The organism is Nibribacter ruber (assembly GCF_009913235.1).
GTDB classification, from domain to species: domain Bacteria; phylum Bacteroidota; class Bacteroidia; order Cytophagales; family Hymenobacteraceae; genus Nibribacter; species Nibribacter ruber.
Window position 1 is genome coordinate 1,998,610 of the sequence record NZ_CP047897.1, and the last position, 16,386, is coordinate 2,014,995.

Consider the following 16,386-nt stretch of genomic DNA (forward strand, 5'->3'; position numbering starts at 1 on the left):
TGGGCTACTTTTCTGTAAACAGGCTAAAAACGAAGGCAAAAGAGGCAGGCGCGTTCAAAAGGAATCTCTATTTTTGCTTCGTCATTTCACCAAACCTGTACCTGCTTTGGAAAACCAGACCACGCTCACCACTGTTGACACCGCTCAGAAACTGGGCCTCCTCCCCGAAGAGTTTGACCGCATCAAAGAAATCCTGGGTCGCACGCCCAACTTCACAGAACTGAGCATCTTCTCGGTGATGTGGTCTGAGCACTGCTCTTACAAAAACTCCATCGTCTGGCTTAAGACTTTGCCCAAAGACTCTCCGCGCATGCTGGCCAAAGCCGGCGAAGAGAACGCGGGTCTGGTAGACATCGGTGACGGACTGGCTTGCTCCTTTAAGATAGAAAGTCACAACCACCCATCTGCTTTGGAGCCCTACCAAGGCGCCGCTACCGGCGTGGGCGGAATTAACCGCGATATTTTCACCATGGGGGCGCGCCCTATTGCGCAATTGAACTCCCTTCGTTTCGGCAACATCAATTCAGACAAGACCAAAGGCTTGCTACGCGGTGTTGTGAAAGGCATTGGGGACTATGGCAACGCCTTCGGGATACCAACGGTGGGCGGGGAGCTGTTCTTTGACGAATGCTACAACATTAACCCACTGGTAAACGCTTTCTCTGCCGGTATTGTAGAAGTAGGAAAAACCGCCAGCGCCACGTCTTATGGCGTGGGCAATCCGGTATTTATCATCGGTTCGGCTACGGGCAAAGACGGTATCCATGGCGCCGCCTTCGCGTCTAAAGACATCACTGAGGATTCTGTGAACGACCTTCCGTCTGTACAAGTAGGCGACCCGTTCCAGGAGAAACTTTTGCTAGAGGCTACCCTTGAGATACTGGCTACCGGTCGTGTGATTGGTATGCAGGACATGGGTGCCGCTGGTATTACGTGTTCTACCTCAGAGATGAGTGCCAAAGGCGAACACGGCATGGAAATCTGGCTGGACAAAGTGCCTACCCGCCAAGCCAACATGCAACCGTTTGAGATTCTTCTTTCTGAAAGCCAGGAGCGCATGCTGGTGGTGATGGAAAAAGGCTCTGAAGACCTAATCCTGCAAATCTGCGAGAAATGGGATATGACCTGCGAGCAGATTGGCGAAGTAACTGACTCAAAACGCCTTCGCTATTATGTAAAAGGAGAACTGGTAGCCGACGTACCCGCTGATGACCTGGTGTTAGGCGGTGGCGCCCCGGTTTACCACAGAGAATACAGAGAGCCCGCGTATTACGCCGAGGCCCAGAAATTCAACATTGACTCAGTTCAAGAGCCAACCAACTATAAAGAAGTAGCCGAGTTTCTGGCCACGCACCCTAACATTGCCTCTAAGCGCTGGGTGTACAAGCAGTATGACTCCATGATTGGCACAGCTACTTTGACTACCAACCGTCCGGCAGACGCGGGCGTGGTGAAAGTGAAAGGCTCCAACAAAGCCCTGGCCATGACGGTAGATTGCAACAGCCGTTACGTAAACGCCGACCCAGAGCAAGGTACGGCCATTGCCGTGGCCGAGGCCGCCCGTAACATTGTCTGCGCCGGCGGTGAGCCCGTAGCCATCACCAACTGCTTAAACTTCGGGAACCCATACGTACCAGAAGTGTACTGGCAGTTTGTGGGCGCCATCAAAGGCATGGGCAAAGCCTGTACCGCGTTCGGCACTCCGGTGACCGGCGGTAACGTGAGTTTCTACAACCAGTCCTCAGATGAAGGTCCGGTGTTCCCAACTCCTACCATTGGCATGCTGGGTCTCATTGAAGACAAGGCCAACACCATGACCCTAGCGTTCCAAAAAGAAGGTGACCTTATCTATTTATTAGGCGAAGCTCAAAATGACATTGCCTCTAGTGAGTACCTGTATTCTTACCACGGCGTGAAACTGTCTCCGGCCCCAGCCTTTGACATGGAGAAAGAACTGCTGGTACAGAAAACAGTGAAAGAACTCATTGAAAGACGTTTGGTACAATCGGCGCATGACTGTGCGGACGGCGGTTTGTATATCACTTTGCTGGAGTCGGCCATGTACCATCACCTGGGCTTTGAGATTGCAACTGATAAAAAATTCCGGAAGGATGCGTACCTGTTTGGCGAAAGCCAGGGACGTATTGTGGTGAGCGTTAGCCCAGCCCAGCGCGAGGCCTTTGAGAAAGCCTTGACAGGCAACGGTCTGGTATTCACTCAACTTGGCGTAGTAACTGGTAATAATGTAGTGGTAGACGGCGAGGTTTTCCATGACATTGAGGCCATTAAAAACAGCTATGACACCGCGCTGGAGCGGATTATGGAATAAATTTTCTGATTTTTTTTAGCGCGGGGTATTGCGCTGAATAATTTCTTTCCTACCTTTGCATCACCAAACGATAGCAATGCTGTCTAAGGAAGATTGTCCGATGGTGTAACTGGCAACACGTCTGATTTTGGTTCAGAAGAGTCCAGGTTCGAAACCTGGTCGGACAACGTAAAAAGCCTCTAAGAAAACTCTTAGAGGCTTTTTTTATGCCTTCTAGCTGGCTTTTTCCGCCGCATCCCTTTTTCAAGCAAGAAAGAGCTTCTCACCTTCGGCATAAATCATTTCCTATCTTAGGCATTGCCAAACCCCTTGCTCGCCAATCCTTCCCCTTCAAGAAGATTCGCAAAACCTTTCGCCGCGCTTCCACGAACAACTAGTAACAAACCATTGCCGGTGCAAACCAGGTCTTTGCTTTTCTGGGGCATTCCTTCGTTCCATTTCCACCTTTCAATTACACGCGTATGCATGACATGACCAGCGTCTCACAGGTACTCAACCATCTTAAAACCGAAGGTTACACCCAGGATTTCAACTTAAGCGATACCTGTCTGGTCTGCCATGGCAATTCGTTGCAGTTGTTCCCAGATGAGTTTGTAGTAGACAAGCACTACCGCTTTGAAGGCGACACAGACCCTGGAGATGAGGCCGTGGTATATGCCATCTCCTCAGAAAAGCACCAGGTAAAAGGGACGTTGGTGAATGCCTATGGTATCTACAGTGACGCAGCCTCAGATGAACTGGTCAAAGCCCTGAAGGAAAAACACCCCGGCACCGGCAGCAACTAACCTTATACCCCATTTTCTACTGCGCCCATGGCAGACACGCGCCCCAGCATCTGGACGATTGGCCACTCCACCCGCCCTATAGAAGAGTTTCTGGCCGCACTGCTTTCCTTTGACATTAAAGTACTGGCAGATGTGAGAAGGTACCCGGGCTCTAAAAAGTACCCGCAGTTTAACGTAGAGGCTCTGCAAACCGCCCTGGCGCAGGTGGGCATTGAGTACCTACCTGAAATTGATTTGGGCGGCCGCCGCAAGCCTAAGCCAGACTCTAAGAACATCGTCTGGCGAAGCGAGTCTTTCAGGGGTTACGCAGATTACACAGAGACAGAACAGTTTAACCAGGGATTGGCCACCCTCACAGGCGTGGCTACCCAAAAGCGTACCGCCTACATGTGCTCAGAGGCCGTCTGGTGGCGTTGTCACAGGGCCATCATCTCAGACGTGCTCAAGGAAAAAGGCTGGCGCGTTGAACACATTATGAGTGAAGGCGTTGCCAAAGAGCACCCGTTCACGGCCGCCTATCTAGAGACGCATCCCCAGCCATAGATTCAAAAACTAGTACCGCTTCTGCGTTCCTGAGTGCAAGTCTCCCAGAAAAAGCCTCTTTTATTTACCCGTATGGTTTGAGCCTACCAAAATATAGGCTACTTTTGCGACTTCATTTGGTAACCTCTTCTCCTCATGACGCCTACGGTAAAAATCTTCTCCGGCACTGAGTCCCGGTATTTCGCAGAAAAAGTAGCCGCCGCCTATGGCACTACACTAGGCGACCTCACCATTCAGCGGTTTTCTGACGGAGAAGTTTCCGTCCACTTCAATGAGTCGGTGCGTGGTTGCGAGGTCTTCTTGATCCAGTCTACGTTTCCGCCGGCAGACAACCTGATGGAATTGATGTTGCTAGTGGACGCGGCCAGAAGGGCTTCGGCGCACAAAGTGATTGTGGTAATGCCATATTACGGCTACGCCCGCCAAGACAGAAAAGACAAGCCACGGGTTTCTATCGGAGCCAAAGTGATGGCCAACGCTATTCAGTCTGTAGGCGCTGACCGCTTAATGACCTGTGACTTGCACGCCGGCCAGATCCAAGGCTTCTTTGACATACCGGTAGATCATCTGGATGGATCGGCTATTTTTGTGCCGTACCTGCGCAGCTTGAACCTGGGTCAGGACTTGATCTTCGCTTCTCCAGATGTGGGGGGCGTGGTAAGAACCAGAAGCTTTGCCAAGGTATTTGGCGTGGAGATGGTAGTCTGCGACAAGCATAGAAAGCGTGCCAATGAAATTGCCTCTATGCAGGTGATTGGAGACGTGGAAGGCATGGACGTGGTCTTGGTAGATGACTTGGTAGACACTGCCGGAACCATTACCAAAGCCGCCGAGTTGTTGAAAGCCAAAGGCGCCAAGAGCGTTAGGGCCATTGCCACACACGGCGTATTGTCTGGCCCAGCTTATGAGCGCATTGAGAACTCTGTGCTAGAAGAACTAGTGATTTCAGACACTATTCCTTTAAAGCATGAGTCTTCTAAAATAAAAGTGTTGACGTTCTCTGACCTGTTTGCCAGAGCCATCAGCAATGTAGTAACCCATGATTCTATCAGCTCCCTGTTTATATAATTGCTGATTGTCAATTGTTGATTGCTATTTAATTAAAGAAGTCTAGTGTCTAACATCTAGCTACTAACGTCTTCTCTAAAAGAGTTTTTTCATTTTTTATTTATAACCATTTTTTATGCAAAGCTTAGAGATTATAGGGTTTAAAAGAGCAAATCTCGGTAAATCCGAAGCTAAGGCGCTTCGTGAGGAAGCTCAAGTTCCATGTGTATTGTACGGCGGTTCTGAGCAGGTTCACTTCTCATCGCCTGCTATCTTGTTCCGCGAGTTGGTATATTCTCCAAACGTGTACCAGGTAGAGTTGAACATTGAAGGCACTATCTACAAAGCCATCATGCAAGACTTGCAGTTCCACCCAGTGAACGAGCAATTATTGCACGTAGACTTCTTGTTGCTAGATGATGCCAAAGAAGTAAAAGTAGACGTTCCAGTACGTTACGTAGGTACTTCTCCAGGTGTAATGGCCGGTGGTAAATTGGTAACCAAACTGCGCAAACTACGCGTGAAGGCTCTTCCAGCTAACCTGCCAGATTCAATTGCGGTAGACATCTCTGACCTAGAGTTGGGTAAGTCTATCAAAGTGAACAAAATCACGCCAGAAGGTTACGCTATCTTGACTAACCCACTTTCTCCAGTTGCCACGGTAACTATCCCAAGAGCCCTGAAAAGCGCTCAGACAGAGGAGAAAAAAGGCAAGAAATAGTCTTAACTTTTCCCTTTTCAAAAGTCCTGTTCTGCCTCGGCAGGGCAGGACTTTTTGTTTTAGGCGAAGTAGAGGGTTGCCCTCATCTTCCTCAAACTTCCGTTTTTGGTCTGTTTTCCGGGAAACAGGTCAAAAACGGATGCTTGAGGAAAAGTACTGGACACTCGGCAATGCGTGAGAGACAAGACAGTGCCATTGCCTCTACAGAATATTTCTACCGCGCCAGCGCATAAAGGTATTGCAGCGTTTCCAACACCAGTCCGCCATCCGACCGACCTTGCGCAGGGCAGCCTTGGCTGTGCGCCCGGAGCATGGAAGGGACCGAGTAATGGCTTATCTAAGTGGCAACGGCCTAAGCTGACTATGAAACAGATAACATTTGCCAAGTGCAGAAAACGAACCACCGCCTGTCCGAGCGGCAGCGAGTTCGGTGGTTCTTGATTCTTTTGGTTACTTTTCTCATCAAGGAGAAAAGTGACAAACCCAGGCAGAAAGTAAGAAGGGGAATGATTGGTTAGAAGGAATTGGGAGGCAGTCTTAGTTGTCGGTGATAACACCAACAACGGCGGTCGGAATGACCAAATAGTGTAAACACCCCTCTTCGCTCCCCTCAAGGGGAGAATCCTCGCTGTCTCAGACTCTCGTTTGGGCAATCCTCAAGGGGAGAATCCGTAGTGAATAACAGGTTCAGCTATTTGGACTACAAAGCCGTTTTTGGCCTCTTTTCAAGAAAACAAGCCAAAAACGAAACAGCTTTCTGCCCATCACCCAATCTCTAGTTATTGTTCCCTGTCTCCTCTTCAGTACCTTTGTAAAATGCTACACCGTTTACGTAACTGGCTGAGCGGGAATAAACCGCCTCGGCCAACGGATGCCATACCTTCAGACATGAAATACTTACTAGTGGGCCTGGGCAACATTGGTCCAGAATACGCCGAGACGCGGCACAACATCGGGTTTATGGTCTTGGATTACCTGGCCAAAAAGAATGAAGTGGCTTTTGATACGGGCCGTCATTCGTTTGTGACCGAATTCAAGCACAAGGGAAAGCACTTTACATTAGTCAAGCCTACCACCTACATGAACTTAAGTGGCAAGGCCGTGGCGCATTGGTTGAGCGTTTTGAAGATTCCGGCTGAGCAGATGCTGGTGATTACAGATGACTTGGCCTTGCCGTTTGGCAAGTTGCGTATGCGGGCCAAAGGCAGTGCCGGCGGGCATAACGGTCTTAAGCACATTGAGCAGACCTTGGGCAACAATGAGTACCCACGTCTAAGATTCGGGGTGGATTCTCAGTTCTCCAAAGGCAGACAGGTGGATTATGTATTGAGCCCCTTCTCTGAGGATGAAAAAATTGATTTGGGCACCTACATTGAGAAGGCAGCTGAGATGAGTCTTTCCTTCGGGACCATTGGCTTGGAGCGCACCATGAACTTCTTCAACAAGTAGATTTTGCACGTTAACACGCATAAAAAAAGGAGCAGATCTATAGTTGCTCCTTTTTTATGCGCTTAGTTTGCTTCACCTACCAAATACAGCTGAGTGCAGCAGGCTTTCTATCTTGGTTTCTAGGGCAATGCCAGACTGGGTAAATTGGGCGATACCCTCCTTCACTTTTTCTTTCAGCGCGTGGTACTCAGAATGTTGTAAGACCTGCATGGCTTGCGTCAAGGGCGTCTGGAAGCTCTCTTTTACTTGCTCCTGCAGGGTTTGCAGAGCGCATTGGAATTGGTATAGTTGTTTTTGTTCCTCTTGCCGGGCAATTCTGTTTCTTCTCAGCTCAAAATGAGTCATTACCTGCCGGGCCAAGACTTCTAAACCCATGCGTTGGTCTGGAGTGAGAATACGCGGCACGGTGTCTATCACGCACAAAGTACCCAGAACGTGTCCCTGCGGGGTAATCAAGGGCGCGCCGGCGTAAAACCGTATGTTCGCCTCGCCTACCACCAATGGGTTATTGACAAACCGAAGGTCCTTGCGGGCATCTGTCACCTCCAACAGGTCAGGCGTTTGTAAGGCATGCTGGCAGAAAGAACTGGATTTGGGCGTCTCGGTTAACGTCAAGCCCACCTTGGCCTTAAACCACTGTCGGTTGCTGGCCACCAGTGAGATAACGGCAATGGGCGTCCCGCAGACCAGCGCGGCCAGTTCAGTGAGCTGGTCCAATTCTTCATCAGAAGAGGTGTCCAGCAGATCATACTGGTCCAGGACTTGTAATCGCTGTTGCTCTTGCGGCGGCGCAGATGGCTTTCTATTTTTCAGCAAGGTGGTCATAGTTTGGAAGGAAAGATTTGAAAGAGAACCAGATAAAGATAACTAAGCACCAGGCAGATAGGAGAATTACTCGATGTACTTAGACTTCTACCAGTTGAATCAAGGAATAACCACGTTGTTTTCTAAACAGATTATAAGTTTCCCTACTTTTACGGCGCGCTATCCCCCACTCCCCATGAAACGCATCCTATCCCTCTACGGAAACGCTTACGGAGGCCTCTCCAGAGAGGCCTGGTTCTTGGCGGCCGTCATGTTCATCAATAGAAGCGGGGCCATGGTGGTGCCTTTCCTGAGCGTGTACCTCACCGAGTCCATGGGCTTTACTTTGAAGCAAGTGGGTATTCTGCTCAGCTTGTTTGGGGCAGGCTCTATGTGCGGCACGTTTCTGGGTGGCTGGCTCACCGATAGGATAGGCCATTTCAAAGTGCAGCTAGGCAGTCTGGTACTGGGCGGACTCTGGTTTTTTGTGATGCTGCAACTGCACACGTTTGAGTTGTTCGGGGCGGGCATCTTTGTACTCAGCATCATGACCGAGTGCCTTCGGCCGGCCAACGCCTCTTCAGTGAGCCACTATGCCAGACCAGAGAACGTGACGCGGGCGTTTTCCCTGAACAGGATGGCCATCAATTTGGGTTTTTCCATTGGTCCGGCGCTGGGTGGTTTACTGGCTACCATCTCATATGAGTTTCTGTTTATGGCAGACGGCCTCACCTGCCTTACCGCGGGCGCCCTGTTTTACTTTTACTTCCGGAACCGGACGGGCCATGAGCATATACCCGCCCAGGCAGAAAAGAAGCCCGCTTCCAAATCTCCGTACGCAGACGGTCTCTTTGTGCTGTTCACGGTACTGTGCTGTCTGTTTGCCATTTGCTTCATGCAGTTCTTCAGTACCATGCCCTTGTACTTCAGGCAGGTGTACAGGCTGAGCGAGCTGGAGATTGGCCTGCTGCTGGGCTTTAACGGCTTCATTGTCTTCTCCCTGGAAATGCTATTGGTGTACCTGATTGGTGAGCGGGTGTCACTCTGGAAACTGATTGTCTTCGGGTTGATCTTACTAGCGGCGGCGTTCGTGTTCTTGAATGTCTTTCAGGGGTTCTGGGTCTTGCTGGTGTCTGTACTGCTCATGAGTCTGGCCGAAATCTTTGCCATGCCCTACATGTCCACGCTCACCGTGCAGCGGTCTGGCCCGCAGAACCGAGGCGGCTACATGGCCTTGTACAGCCTGGCGTATTCTGGGGCGCACATTGTGGCTCCGTACGTGGGCACCACCGTCATTGCCAACCACGGCTTTGAGACACTTTGGTGGGGCGCCAGCTTGTTGGCTTTGGTAACGGCCCTGGGCTTTTTCTTCGTGGTGAAGAGATTGACGGCCGCTTAGTCCGTTTTTGGCGTATTTCTGGTAAAACAGGCCAAAAACGACTCAATCCTTACACTCCTTTTTTGTTAACCAATATGCAACTTCACCGCGTACTCATTTTATTCTCGGCTATTATCTTTTTAGGCTGTGCCTCCGTTAACACTAGCTCAAGAAAGCAAGACATGCTCGTATATGTAGGCACGTACGCCAAGCAGGACAGCGCCGGCATCTTCGGGTACCGGCTTAATGAAGAGACCGGCACCTTGACCAAGGCATTTGACGTGAAGGCCGGCCCCAACCCCTCTTACCTGGCCCTGGACGTTGACCGGAAGCACCTCTATGCCGTCAATGAGATTTCTGAGTTTGAAGGCCAGAAAACCGGCGCCGTGAGCGCCTTTGCCATTGACCAAACCACCGGCAACCTCACCTTCTTAAACCGCCAAACCAGCCTGGGCAGCGCACCGTGTTACGTGAGCCTGGACCAAAAGAACCAACTGGCGCTGGTGGCCAATTACGCAGGCGGCACTGTTACGCCGCTTAAATTGAACGCTGACGGAAGTTTAACCAAGCCTATGAGCAGTCAGGTGCATCAGGGCGCCGGGCCCAAGCCGCAGCAGAAATCTGCCCATGCCCACTGCATTCTTCCAGACCCCTTCCAAAAGTATATTCTAGCCGTTGACTTGGGCATTGACCAGGTGATGACCTATAAAGCCAATGCTGCCTCCGGCGAATTGGAAAAAGTGGGTATTGGCTTTGAAGCCAAAAAAGGCGCTGGCCCCAGACATTTGACCTTTCATCCTAATAAGCACTTCGCCTACCTGGTAAATGAATTGGATGGCACCCTCACCGTCCTGGACTACCAGCCCGAGGCAGGAACTTTCACTCACGTGGAAACCCTTTCCACCCTGCCGGCAGAATACCAGAAAGAGAGCTTTGGGGCCGATGTGCATGTTTCAAAAGACGGGCGGTTTGTGTATGCCTCCAACCGTGGGCACAACAGCATTGCGGTATTCCAAATAAACCAAACCAGTGGCAGACTGACGCTGGTGCAGCACATGAGTACCCACGGCGACTGGCCCCGCAATTTCACACTGACGCCTTCGGGCAGGATGCTGCTGGTGGCCAACCAGCGTTCCCAGAATATCACCACGTACCACGTAGATCCGCAGACCGGCAAGCTCACCTACACCGGAAACTCCATAAATCTATCTTCGCCGGTGTATTTGCAGGTGGTGCCCCTGTTTACTGGCTCGGAGCAAAAATAACCCGAGGGTCGTTTTTGGCCTCTTTTCTGGAAAACAACCCAAAAACGGCGGCAGACTCGCTTTTATCCGTGGTTACTGGCAGCGCTTGTGGTTCGATGTCCTTCAGGTGACAATGAATTTTGATAGCGCGTGGTACGGGCTTTATCAGATAAAGTTGCTTTGTTTGGCGTGTAAGTTGCTCTATTGAACTAATTTATATTTTGCAGACCGCTATTTTCTTGTATATTGGTTTTCCAATTCAAACAAACATGCGTCTCTTACTTTTTCTTACCCTTACCCTGTGCTCTCTTTCTGCCTCTGCGCAGGAGGTGCGGTACTATTCTAAAAACTTTCAAGCCAACGTACCTTCCAAGACCGGCCAGGAGCGGCGCTATGTGGTGGAAGGAGAAAAAATGACCGCTGAAGATTACCAGGCTGGCGCCTTGGTGCAGAAAAGCACTGTGTTTGGCACTGCCAATTTGGTGGAGGCAGACGCCTATCTGCTGTACCTGGCCAACCAGAAATCCAACCTGATCAAACCGTACTTCACCAAACTGAAAGCCAACCTGACCCGCTACACAGAGGCTGGCACTCCGGCGTACGAGCTCTTCGCTAGAGGCGACAAGATGAAGTACGGCCAGATGTGGAACAGTGAGAACAAACCCTTCCTGACCAAAGGCGCCGGCCGTGACATGATCTGGAACGAAGACAAGTCTGAGCAGAGCATTACCGTGTTCAAAGACTCTTCGCTGGTTTCTTCGTTCATTTACCGCCTTACCCAAAAAGACACCATCTATACCAAGCTAGACAAGCCGGCCGCCCCCAAGAACGGACTGGAAACCTTCCGCTTTCAATTGTCATCGGCGTGCCCCTACCCTAGCAAAGAGGTAATGACAGGCAAGCAGACCACCATTTACATCCAGTTCACCATTAATGAGCAGGGCATGCTCAAGGACTTTATGCCGCTAGACCGCCCCGGTTACACCTTTGATGCCGCCGCCAAAGAGAAACTGGAAGCCTCTGCCGCCTGGACCCCCGCCACCTTCAACGGCCGACCCGTAAAATCAAGGCAGTCTGTGCCCATCACCTTCAAACAAGCAGACTAAGCCAAATAACAATAAAAGAAAAAGCCTCGCAGAGATAGTCTGCGAGGCTTTTTCTTTGGGCTTCGTTTTTGGGCTGTTTTCCAGAAAACAGCCCAAAAACGATAAGCATTCTTACTTCTTAATTACTAATTAGCTCACACCGCCGCCGTTTACCACGGGCTTGGACGGCTGCATGAAGGCCAAGCTTCCATCGGCGTTTTCAGCCATCAGGAGCATGCCTTGGCTCAGGATTCCCTTGATCTCGCGCGGCGCCAGGTTCACCAATACAGACACTTGCTGACCAATGATTTCCTCTGGGTTGAAGTGCTCGGCAATGCCGCTCACAATGGTGCGTTGGTCCAGGCCGGTGTCTACCTTCAGCTTCAATAGCTTTTTGGTCTTGGCTACTTTCTCAGCTTCCAGAATGGTACCAATCCGGATGTCAATCTTGGAGAAGTCGTCAAAGGTGATGTCTTCTTTGGCCGGCGCGGCTACGGCATTGGCAAGTTCATTGGCTTTCTTGGTGTCCAAGAGCTTCTGCACCTGCGCTTCCATCACAGCGTCTTCAATCTTCTCAAACAACAAGGCAGCCTCACCGATAACATGACCGGCTGGTAACAAATCCGGAGAACCCGCTTGATCCCATTTACCCGGCGTGTACTGCAACATGTTAGCGAGCTTGATAGCCGTCTCAGGCAGGAACGGCTCAGCAAGAATGGTCAGGCTGGCTGAGATTTGCAACGCAATGTTCATGATGGTTTCCACGCGGGCCGGGTCTGTCTTGAACAGCTTCCAGGGCTCGGTGTCTGCCAGGTATTTATTACCCAGACGGGCTAGGTTCATGAGTTCGCCCAGGGCTTCTTTGAAACGGTATTGCTCTAAAGAGGCGGCAATCTTCTCTGGGAAAGCAGCCAAACTTGCCATTACCTCTTTATCAAATTCTGTCAGTTCACCACGCGCCGGGATGGCACCGTTGTAGTATTTGTGGGTGAGCACCACGGCTCGGTTGATGAAATTCCCGAAGATGGCTAACAGCTCATTGTTGTTTCTAGCCTGAAAGTCTTTCCACGTGAAATCATTGTCCTTGGTCTCTGGCGCGTTGGCACACAGCACGTAGCGCAGTACATCGGCCTTGCCCGGCAGGTCTTCCAGGTACTCATGCAACCAAACGGCCCAGTTGCGCGAAGTGGAGATTTTATCGCCTTCCAGGTTCAGGAACTCATTAGCGGGCACGTTGTCTGGCAATACGTAGTCACCGTGGGCTTTGAGCATGGCCGGAAAAATGATACAATGGAAGACAATGTTATCCTTCCCAATAAAGTGCACCAGCTTGGTCTCCTGGTCTTTCCAGTACAACTCCCATTCGGGCGTCAGGTCTTTGGTAGCCGAGATATAGCCAATGGGCGCATCAAACCAGACGTACAATACTTTCCCTTCGGCGCCTTCTACCGGCACGGGTACGCCCCAGTCTAAATCTCTTGTAACGGCGCGCGGTTGCAGGCCTTGGTCAATCCAGCTTTTGCATTGGCCGTACACGTTGGTTTTCCAGTCAGATTTGTGGCCTTCTACAATCCACTCACGCAACCACGGCTCATATTGGTCCAATGGCAGGTACCAATGCTTGGTTTCGCGTAGAACGGGTGGCTCACCGCTTAAAGTACTCTTCGGGTTGATGAGGTCAGTGGCGTTGAGTGACGTTCCGCAACTTTCGCATTGGTCACCGTAGGCGCCGTCGTTGCCGCACTTGGGGCAGGTGCCTACAATGTAACGGTCTGCCAGGAACTGCTGGGCTTTCTCGTCAAAATACTGCTGGGTGGTCTGCTCAATGAACTTGCCCTCCTCGTAGAGTTTCCTGAAGAAGTTAGAAGCGGTCTCGGCGTGGGTTTTGGACGAGGTGCGGGAATAGATGTCAAAGGAGATGTTGAAATCACTGAAGGACTTCTTGATCAGCTCATGGTACTTGTCTACGGCCTGCTGCGGCGTGATGCCTTCTTTCTTGGCGCGTATGGTAATGGGAACGCCGTGCTCATCTGACCCGCAGACAAACTTGACATCGCGCCCGCGCGAACGCAGGTACCGCGAGTACACGTCTGCCGGAATATAAACGCCGGCCAAGTGCCCAATGTGCACGGGTCCGTTGGCATAAGGCAGGGCGGCGGTAATGGTATATCTTTTAGGATTGGTAATGGCCATATTCTCTTCTTTCAAAAAACAAATATAGTGATTTTGCAGGGACCTTTTTGGGAGGCCGCACCAGAGAAGTCTCTTACGCAAACGCTGCCGTTTTTAGGCTATTTTCCAGAAAACACGACAAAAACGGAAGCAGACATTCTTATTGGTAAACGGTTGTAGAAAAATTGAGGCGCTCTCTTTATGTAAACATCCTAGCACAAACATCTCATTGTTCAGCAGACTTTGTTGATCTGGTATGCGCGGGAGACAAGGCAGTGCCATTGTCTCTACAGGAGCTTGCTATTTTCTGATTTAGAATTCTTTAACAGCGACGAGTAGCTTCAAAAATGAGTGTAGATTCAAGCGAACTCTTGCGCCATGGAGTCCTCTTTTTAAATCAAGTTAAAGAGATAAGCATGTGCGTTGGCAACTTTGATTCTACTGAACAGGAAGAGAATCCTTATTAGAATGAATGTGCCTTTACTACACAAAAACGCCGGATCAGCTCCTCGGGTTAGAAAGAACTGATTCGGCGTTTTTGACCTGTTTTACTGGAAATAGCCCAAAAACGGCGGGCTACCGGATGGTGTCACGGCGTACGGTGTCTGGCCGTACAACAGGCCTGGGCGGGGTTGGCGTAGGCTGGGGCCGGGAACGCAAGAGGCGGCGGCTGCGCACTTCGGGCGGCTGGTTGGCCGGCGAATTGGGATTCCCCTCCTCAATGTTCTTCTTGCGGTTCACGTCGCTGGACTGCTGGTTCATGTCACTCACAGTGGGCGTTGGTTTGTACACCCGCGCCGGGTCTGGGTTGTTCACGGGATTGTCCTTGCCAGAGGTACAGCCTGCCAAGAGTAGCAGGGCCATGGCCCCAAAGACGAAAGCCGTTTTTCGGCACTTTTCCTCCAATCTGCTCCAAAACGTCTTCATCTCTGCAGGGAGTTATCTTGCGTTGCTCTGGCCCAGGTCCTGGCCGGCCAGTTCCTGAACGGCTTTGTAGCCCACCTCGGTCAGGCGCAGGCCTTCAGGGTCTGGCGTGGCATAGGCCTGGTTGCGCAGGTGCTCCTCGGCGCGCTTCTGCACGTCTCTAAAATGTTCGTGGTTGTCCTGCTGGTTCAGGAAGGGATAGATTTCTGCCCAGGGCAGCACCTCGTCTGCCTTGGTGCCGGAGGTTTTGAAGGCCTGAAGAATGAGCAGGGCGGTGTTCTCAATGTTCTCGCTGTTGGAGCTCAGGTTCTCCATATCCAAGTTTTGCTTATCCATAGTCTGGTAGTATAACGTCTGTGCATACAGTACGCAGACCAAAGACCAAAGGATATGCGGCTAGGCCTTCTGCAAGGCGGCCAGAATGCCGTCCCAGAGGTGCAGGCGCATACGGTAGCAGGCCACCGCCTCTTCATGGCACTGGTGCCATTTCTCCTCGTCCTCTCCGCACAGAATGGAGACCATCTGCATGGCCAGCGGCGACTGCATGTCTTCATCTACCTGCAAGTGGCGCTCCATGTAATAGTGGAACGTGTCTACCGTGCCGGGGTAGCGGCGGCTCATGTCACTGACCAGGCACCTGAACATGCTGGGGATCACGTCTTCGCGGCCAAAGGTGAAGGCGGCGGCTATGCGGTGCGGTTGACCGCTCTGGATAATCTGGAAGGTGTGTTTGACAAAATCACGGGTGTTGCCGGGCACCGGCAGGTTCTCCAGCTGCGTGTACACGGCCTTGCCGTGCTGCAGGCCGTACAGAAACTCCTGCATGAGAGCCGTGTCTGCGCCGCACTCTTCCATGGCGCGGGTGTACAGCTCAAAGTGACTGATGGGCACTCCCTGCTGGTCTACGTCTGTTTCTTCTTCCAGCACAATGGCGTTGATGAGCCGGCGGTTGGCCGCATTCCCGAACGGAATCCAGGGAACCTCTACGCAGGTGAGGTGGCGCTGGAGGCTTTTGAGCAGGCTCATAAAGTCCCAAACGGCAAACACGTGGTGCTCCATGAAGATACGCAGATGACCCAGGTCCTGGATGTTCTCATACAGGGCATGTTGCATGAGGGCTTCGCGGTAGGGTTTCAGCTCCTGCTGGAGCCACTGTATTTTTTCCTGGTTGATGGGCATGGCACTAAAGATAAAGCAGGCTTCTGGAAAAGGCAAAACGTTAAGCGAAAGACCTGGAGCAGGCCAAACATAAGCAGACGAAGCATTCTGAACGCCCCGCTGCGCGTGCCCCTCCATACGTTTCCTGAGCATTTTAGATACAGCCAAAACCCGGATTGCGGCCAATTCTGATACTTACTTTATAAAATCACAAAACCCGTCTTCCTATTCCTTGCCCTGATTGAGTTTAAGCCAGAAGAGGCCTTGCTTGAAGAAAGCTTGCCCAACGTGTTGTGGGTGACCCTTTAATGCCTATCCACTTGTCTTTCACCCACTTTACAGAGGCCTATCATAGCAAAAATGATATTTATCTAAAAATTCAATTTATTGGAACTTAACTATCTCAAATGTAATTATTCAACCTAAATTCAGATTATCAACAAAATTTAAAGCCCCCGTTGATTATAAAACTTTTTTCATTCTTAGTTTAGCAGAAACAAGAATAAGCGCCTGATTTTATAAGTTTTACAAGCTATTACCTCTACCAAAAATATTAAAAAATATCAATTAATAATATAACGTAACTAATTTTTACTTTAACAAATACGCTGCTTACCTCATCATTATCCAGAATACTAACACCCTGAAAAGGCAATTACAGCAAAAGAACCATCCGGAAATATCTAAGAAGCGCAGACGGCACCTCTCAGGTCTTTCTATTTGCAGTGAACCCCCAACCAGTACTAT

Annotated in this window: 14 protein-coding genes and 1 tRNA gene; 10 read left to right on the forward strand and 5 right to left on the reverse strand. The window is 50.7% G+C overall.

The features are described 5' to 3' along the window. Nucleotides 1-106: 106 nt before the first annotated feature. The 7 genes from purL to pth all read left to right on the forward strand — a co-directional run bounded on the left by purL (nt 107) and on the right by pth (nt 6,874). The gene (gene purL, locus GU926_RS08580) at nt 107-2,329 is read left to right on the forward strand and encodes a phosphoribosylformylglycinamidine synthase subunit PurL (protein WP_160690939.1); all 2,223 of its coding nucleotides are present in this window, start codon (nt 107-109) and stop codon (nt 2,327-2,329) included. 94 nt (nt 2,330-2,423) lie between these two features. Continuing rightward, a tRNA-Gln gene (locus GU926_RS08585) sits at nt 2,424-2,496 on the forward strand. Between the two features lie 303 nt (nt 2,497-2,799). Beyond that, nucleotides 2,800-3,114, forward strand: coding sequence for a phosphoribosylpyrophosphate synthetase (locus GU926_RS08590; RefSeq protein WP_160690941.1), 315 nt, complete (start codon nt 2,800-2,802; stop codon nt 3,112-3,114). A gap of 27 nt (nt 3,115-3,141) precedes the next feature. Then, on the forward strand, nt 3,142-3,657 hold the full coding sequence (locus GU926_RS08595; RefSeq protein WP_160690943.1) for a DUF488 domain-containing protein: 516 nt from the start codon (nt 3,142-3,144) through the stop codon (nt 3,655-3,657). 135 nt (nt 3,658-3,792) lie between these two features. Next, nucleotides 3,793-4,725, forward strand: coding sequence for a ribose-phosphate pyrophosphokinase (locus tag GU926_RS08600; protein WP_160690945.1), 933 nt, complete (start codon nt 3,793-3,795; stop codon nt 4,723-4,725). Nucleotides 4,726-4,840: 115 nt separating this feature from the next. Beyond that, nucleotides 4,841-5,425, forward strand: a complete 585-nt coding sequence (locus GU926_RS08605; RefSeq protein ID WP_160690947.1) for a 50S ribosomal protein L25/general stress protein Ctc — start codon at nt 4,841-4,843, stop codon at nt 5,423-5,425. 888 nt (nt 5,426-6,313) lie between these two features. Then, the gene (gene pth, locus GU926_RS08610) at nt 6,314-6,874 is read left to right on the forward strand and encodes an aminoacyl-tRNA hydrolase (RefSeq protein WP_160690949.1); all 561 of its coding nucleotides are present in this window, start codon (nt 6,314-6,316) and stop codon (nt 6,872-6,874) included. A 72-nt stretch (nt 6,875-6,946) separates the two neighbouring features. On the opposite strand, the gene GU926_RS08615 is transcribed toward pth, so the two are convergent. Further along, the gene (locus tag GU926_RS08615; protein ID WP_160690951.1) at nt 6,947-7,699 is read right to left on the reverse strand and encodes a GAF domain-containing protein; all 753 of its coding nucleotides are present in this window, start codon (nt 7,697-7,699) and stop codon (nt 6,947-6,949) included. A 175-nt stretch (nt 7,700-7,874) separates the two neighbouring features. Here GU926_RS08615 and GU926_RS08620 point away from each other — a divergent pair, with 175 nt between their 5' ends. The 3 genes from GU926_RS08620 (at nt 7,875) to GU926_RS08630 (ending at nt 11,406) form a co-directional block, all read left to right on the forward strand. Beyond that, nucleotides 7,875-9,077, forward strand: a complete 1,203-nt coding sequence (locus GU926_RS08620) for an MFS transporter (RefSeq protein WP_160690953.1) — start codon at nt 7,875-7,877, stop codon at nt 9,075-9,077. 161 nt (nt 9,078-9,238) lie between these two features. After that, nucleotides 9,239-10,321: a lactonase family protein gene (locus GU926_RS08625; RefSeq protein ID WP_160690955.1), complete on the forward strand. Its 1,083-nt coding sequence runs from the start codon at nt 9,239-9,241 to the stop codon at nt 10,319-10,321. 248 nt (nt 10,322-10,569) lie between these two features. Beyond that, nucleotides 10,570-11,406 carry an energy transducer TonB gene (locus GU926_RS08630; protein WP_160690957.1) on the forward strand — a complete coding sequence of 279 codons (837 nt, stop codon included), beginning with the start codon at nt 10,570-10,572 and terminating at the stop codon, nt 11,404-11,406. Between the two features lie 129 nt (nt 11,407-11,535). Here the strand turns inward: GU926_RS08630 and metG are convergent, their stop codons facing one another. From metG to GU926_RS08650, 4 genes are all read right to left on the reverse strand, one after another. Then, nucleotides 11,536-13,578: a methionine--tRNA ligase gene (gene metG, locus GU926_RS08635; RefSeq protein ID WP_160694680.1), complete on the reverse strand. Its 2,043-nt coding sequence runs from the start codon at nt 13,576-13,578 to the stop codon at nt 11,536-11,538. A 555-nt stretch (nt 13,579-14,133) separates the two neighbouring features. Then, nucleotides 14,134-14,421 (reverse strand): hypothetical protein, encoded by a 288-nt coding sequence (locus GU926_RS08640; protein ID WP_160690959.1) that lies wholly within the window; start codon nt 14,419-14,421, stop codon nt 14,134-14,136. 75 nt (nt 14,422-14,496) lie between these two features. Further along, the gene (locus GU926_RS08645) at nt 14,497-14,817 is read right to left on the reverse strand and encodes a hypothetical protein (protein ID WP_160690961.1); all 321 of its coding nucleotides are present in this window, start codon (nt 14,815-14,817) and stop codon (nt 14,497-14,499) included. A gap of 60 nt (nt 14,818-14,877) precedes the next feature. Continuing rightward, on the reverse strand, nt 14,878-15,660 hold the full coding sequence (locus GU926_RS08650) for a DUF3050 domain-containing protein (protein WP_160690963.1): 783 nt from the start codon (nt 15,658-15,660) through the stop codon (nt 14,878-14,880). Nucleotides 15,661-16,386 lie beyond the last annotated feature (726 nt).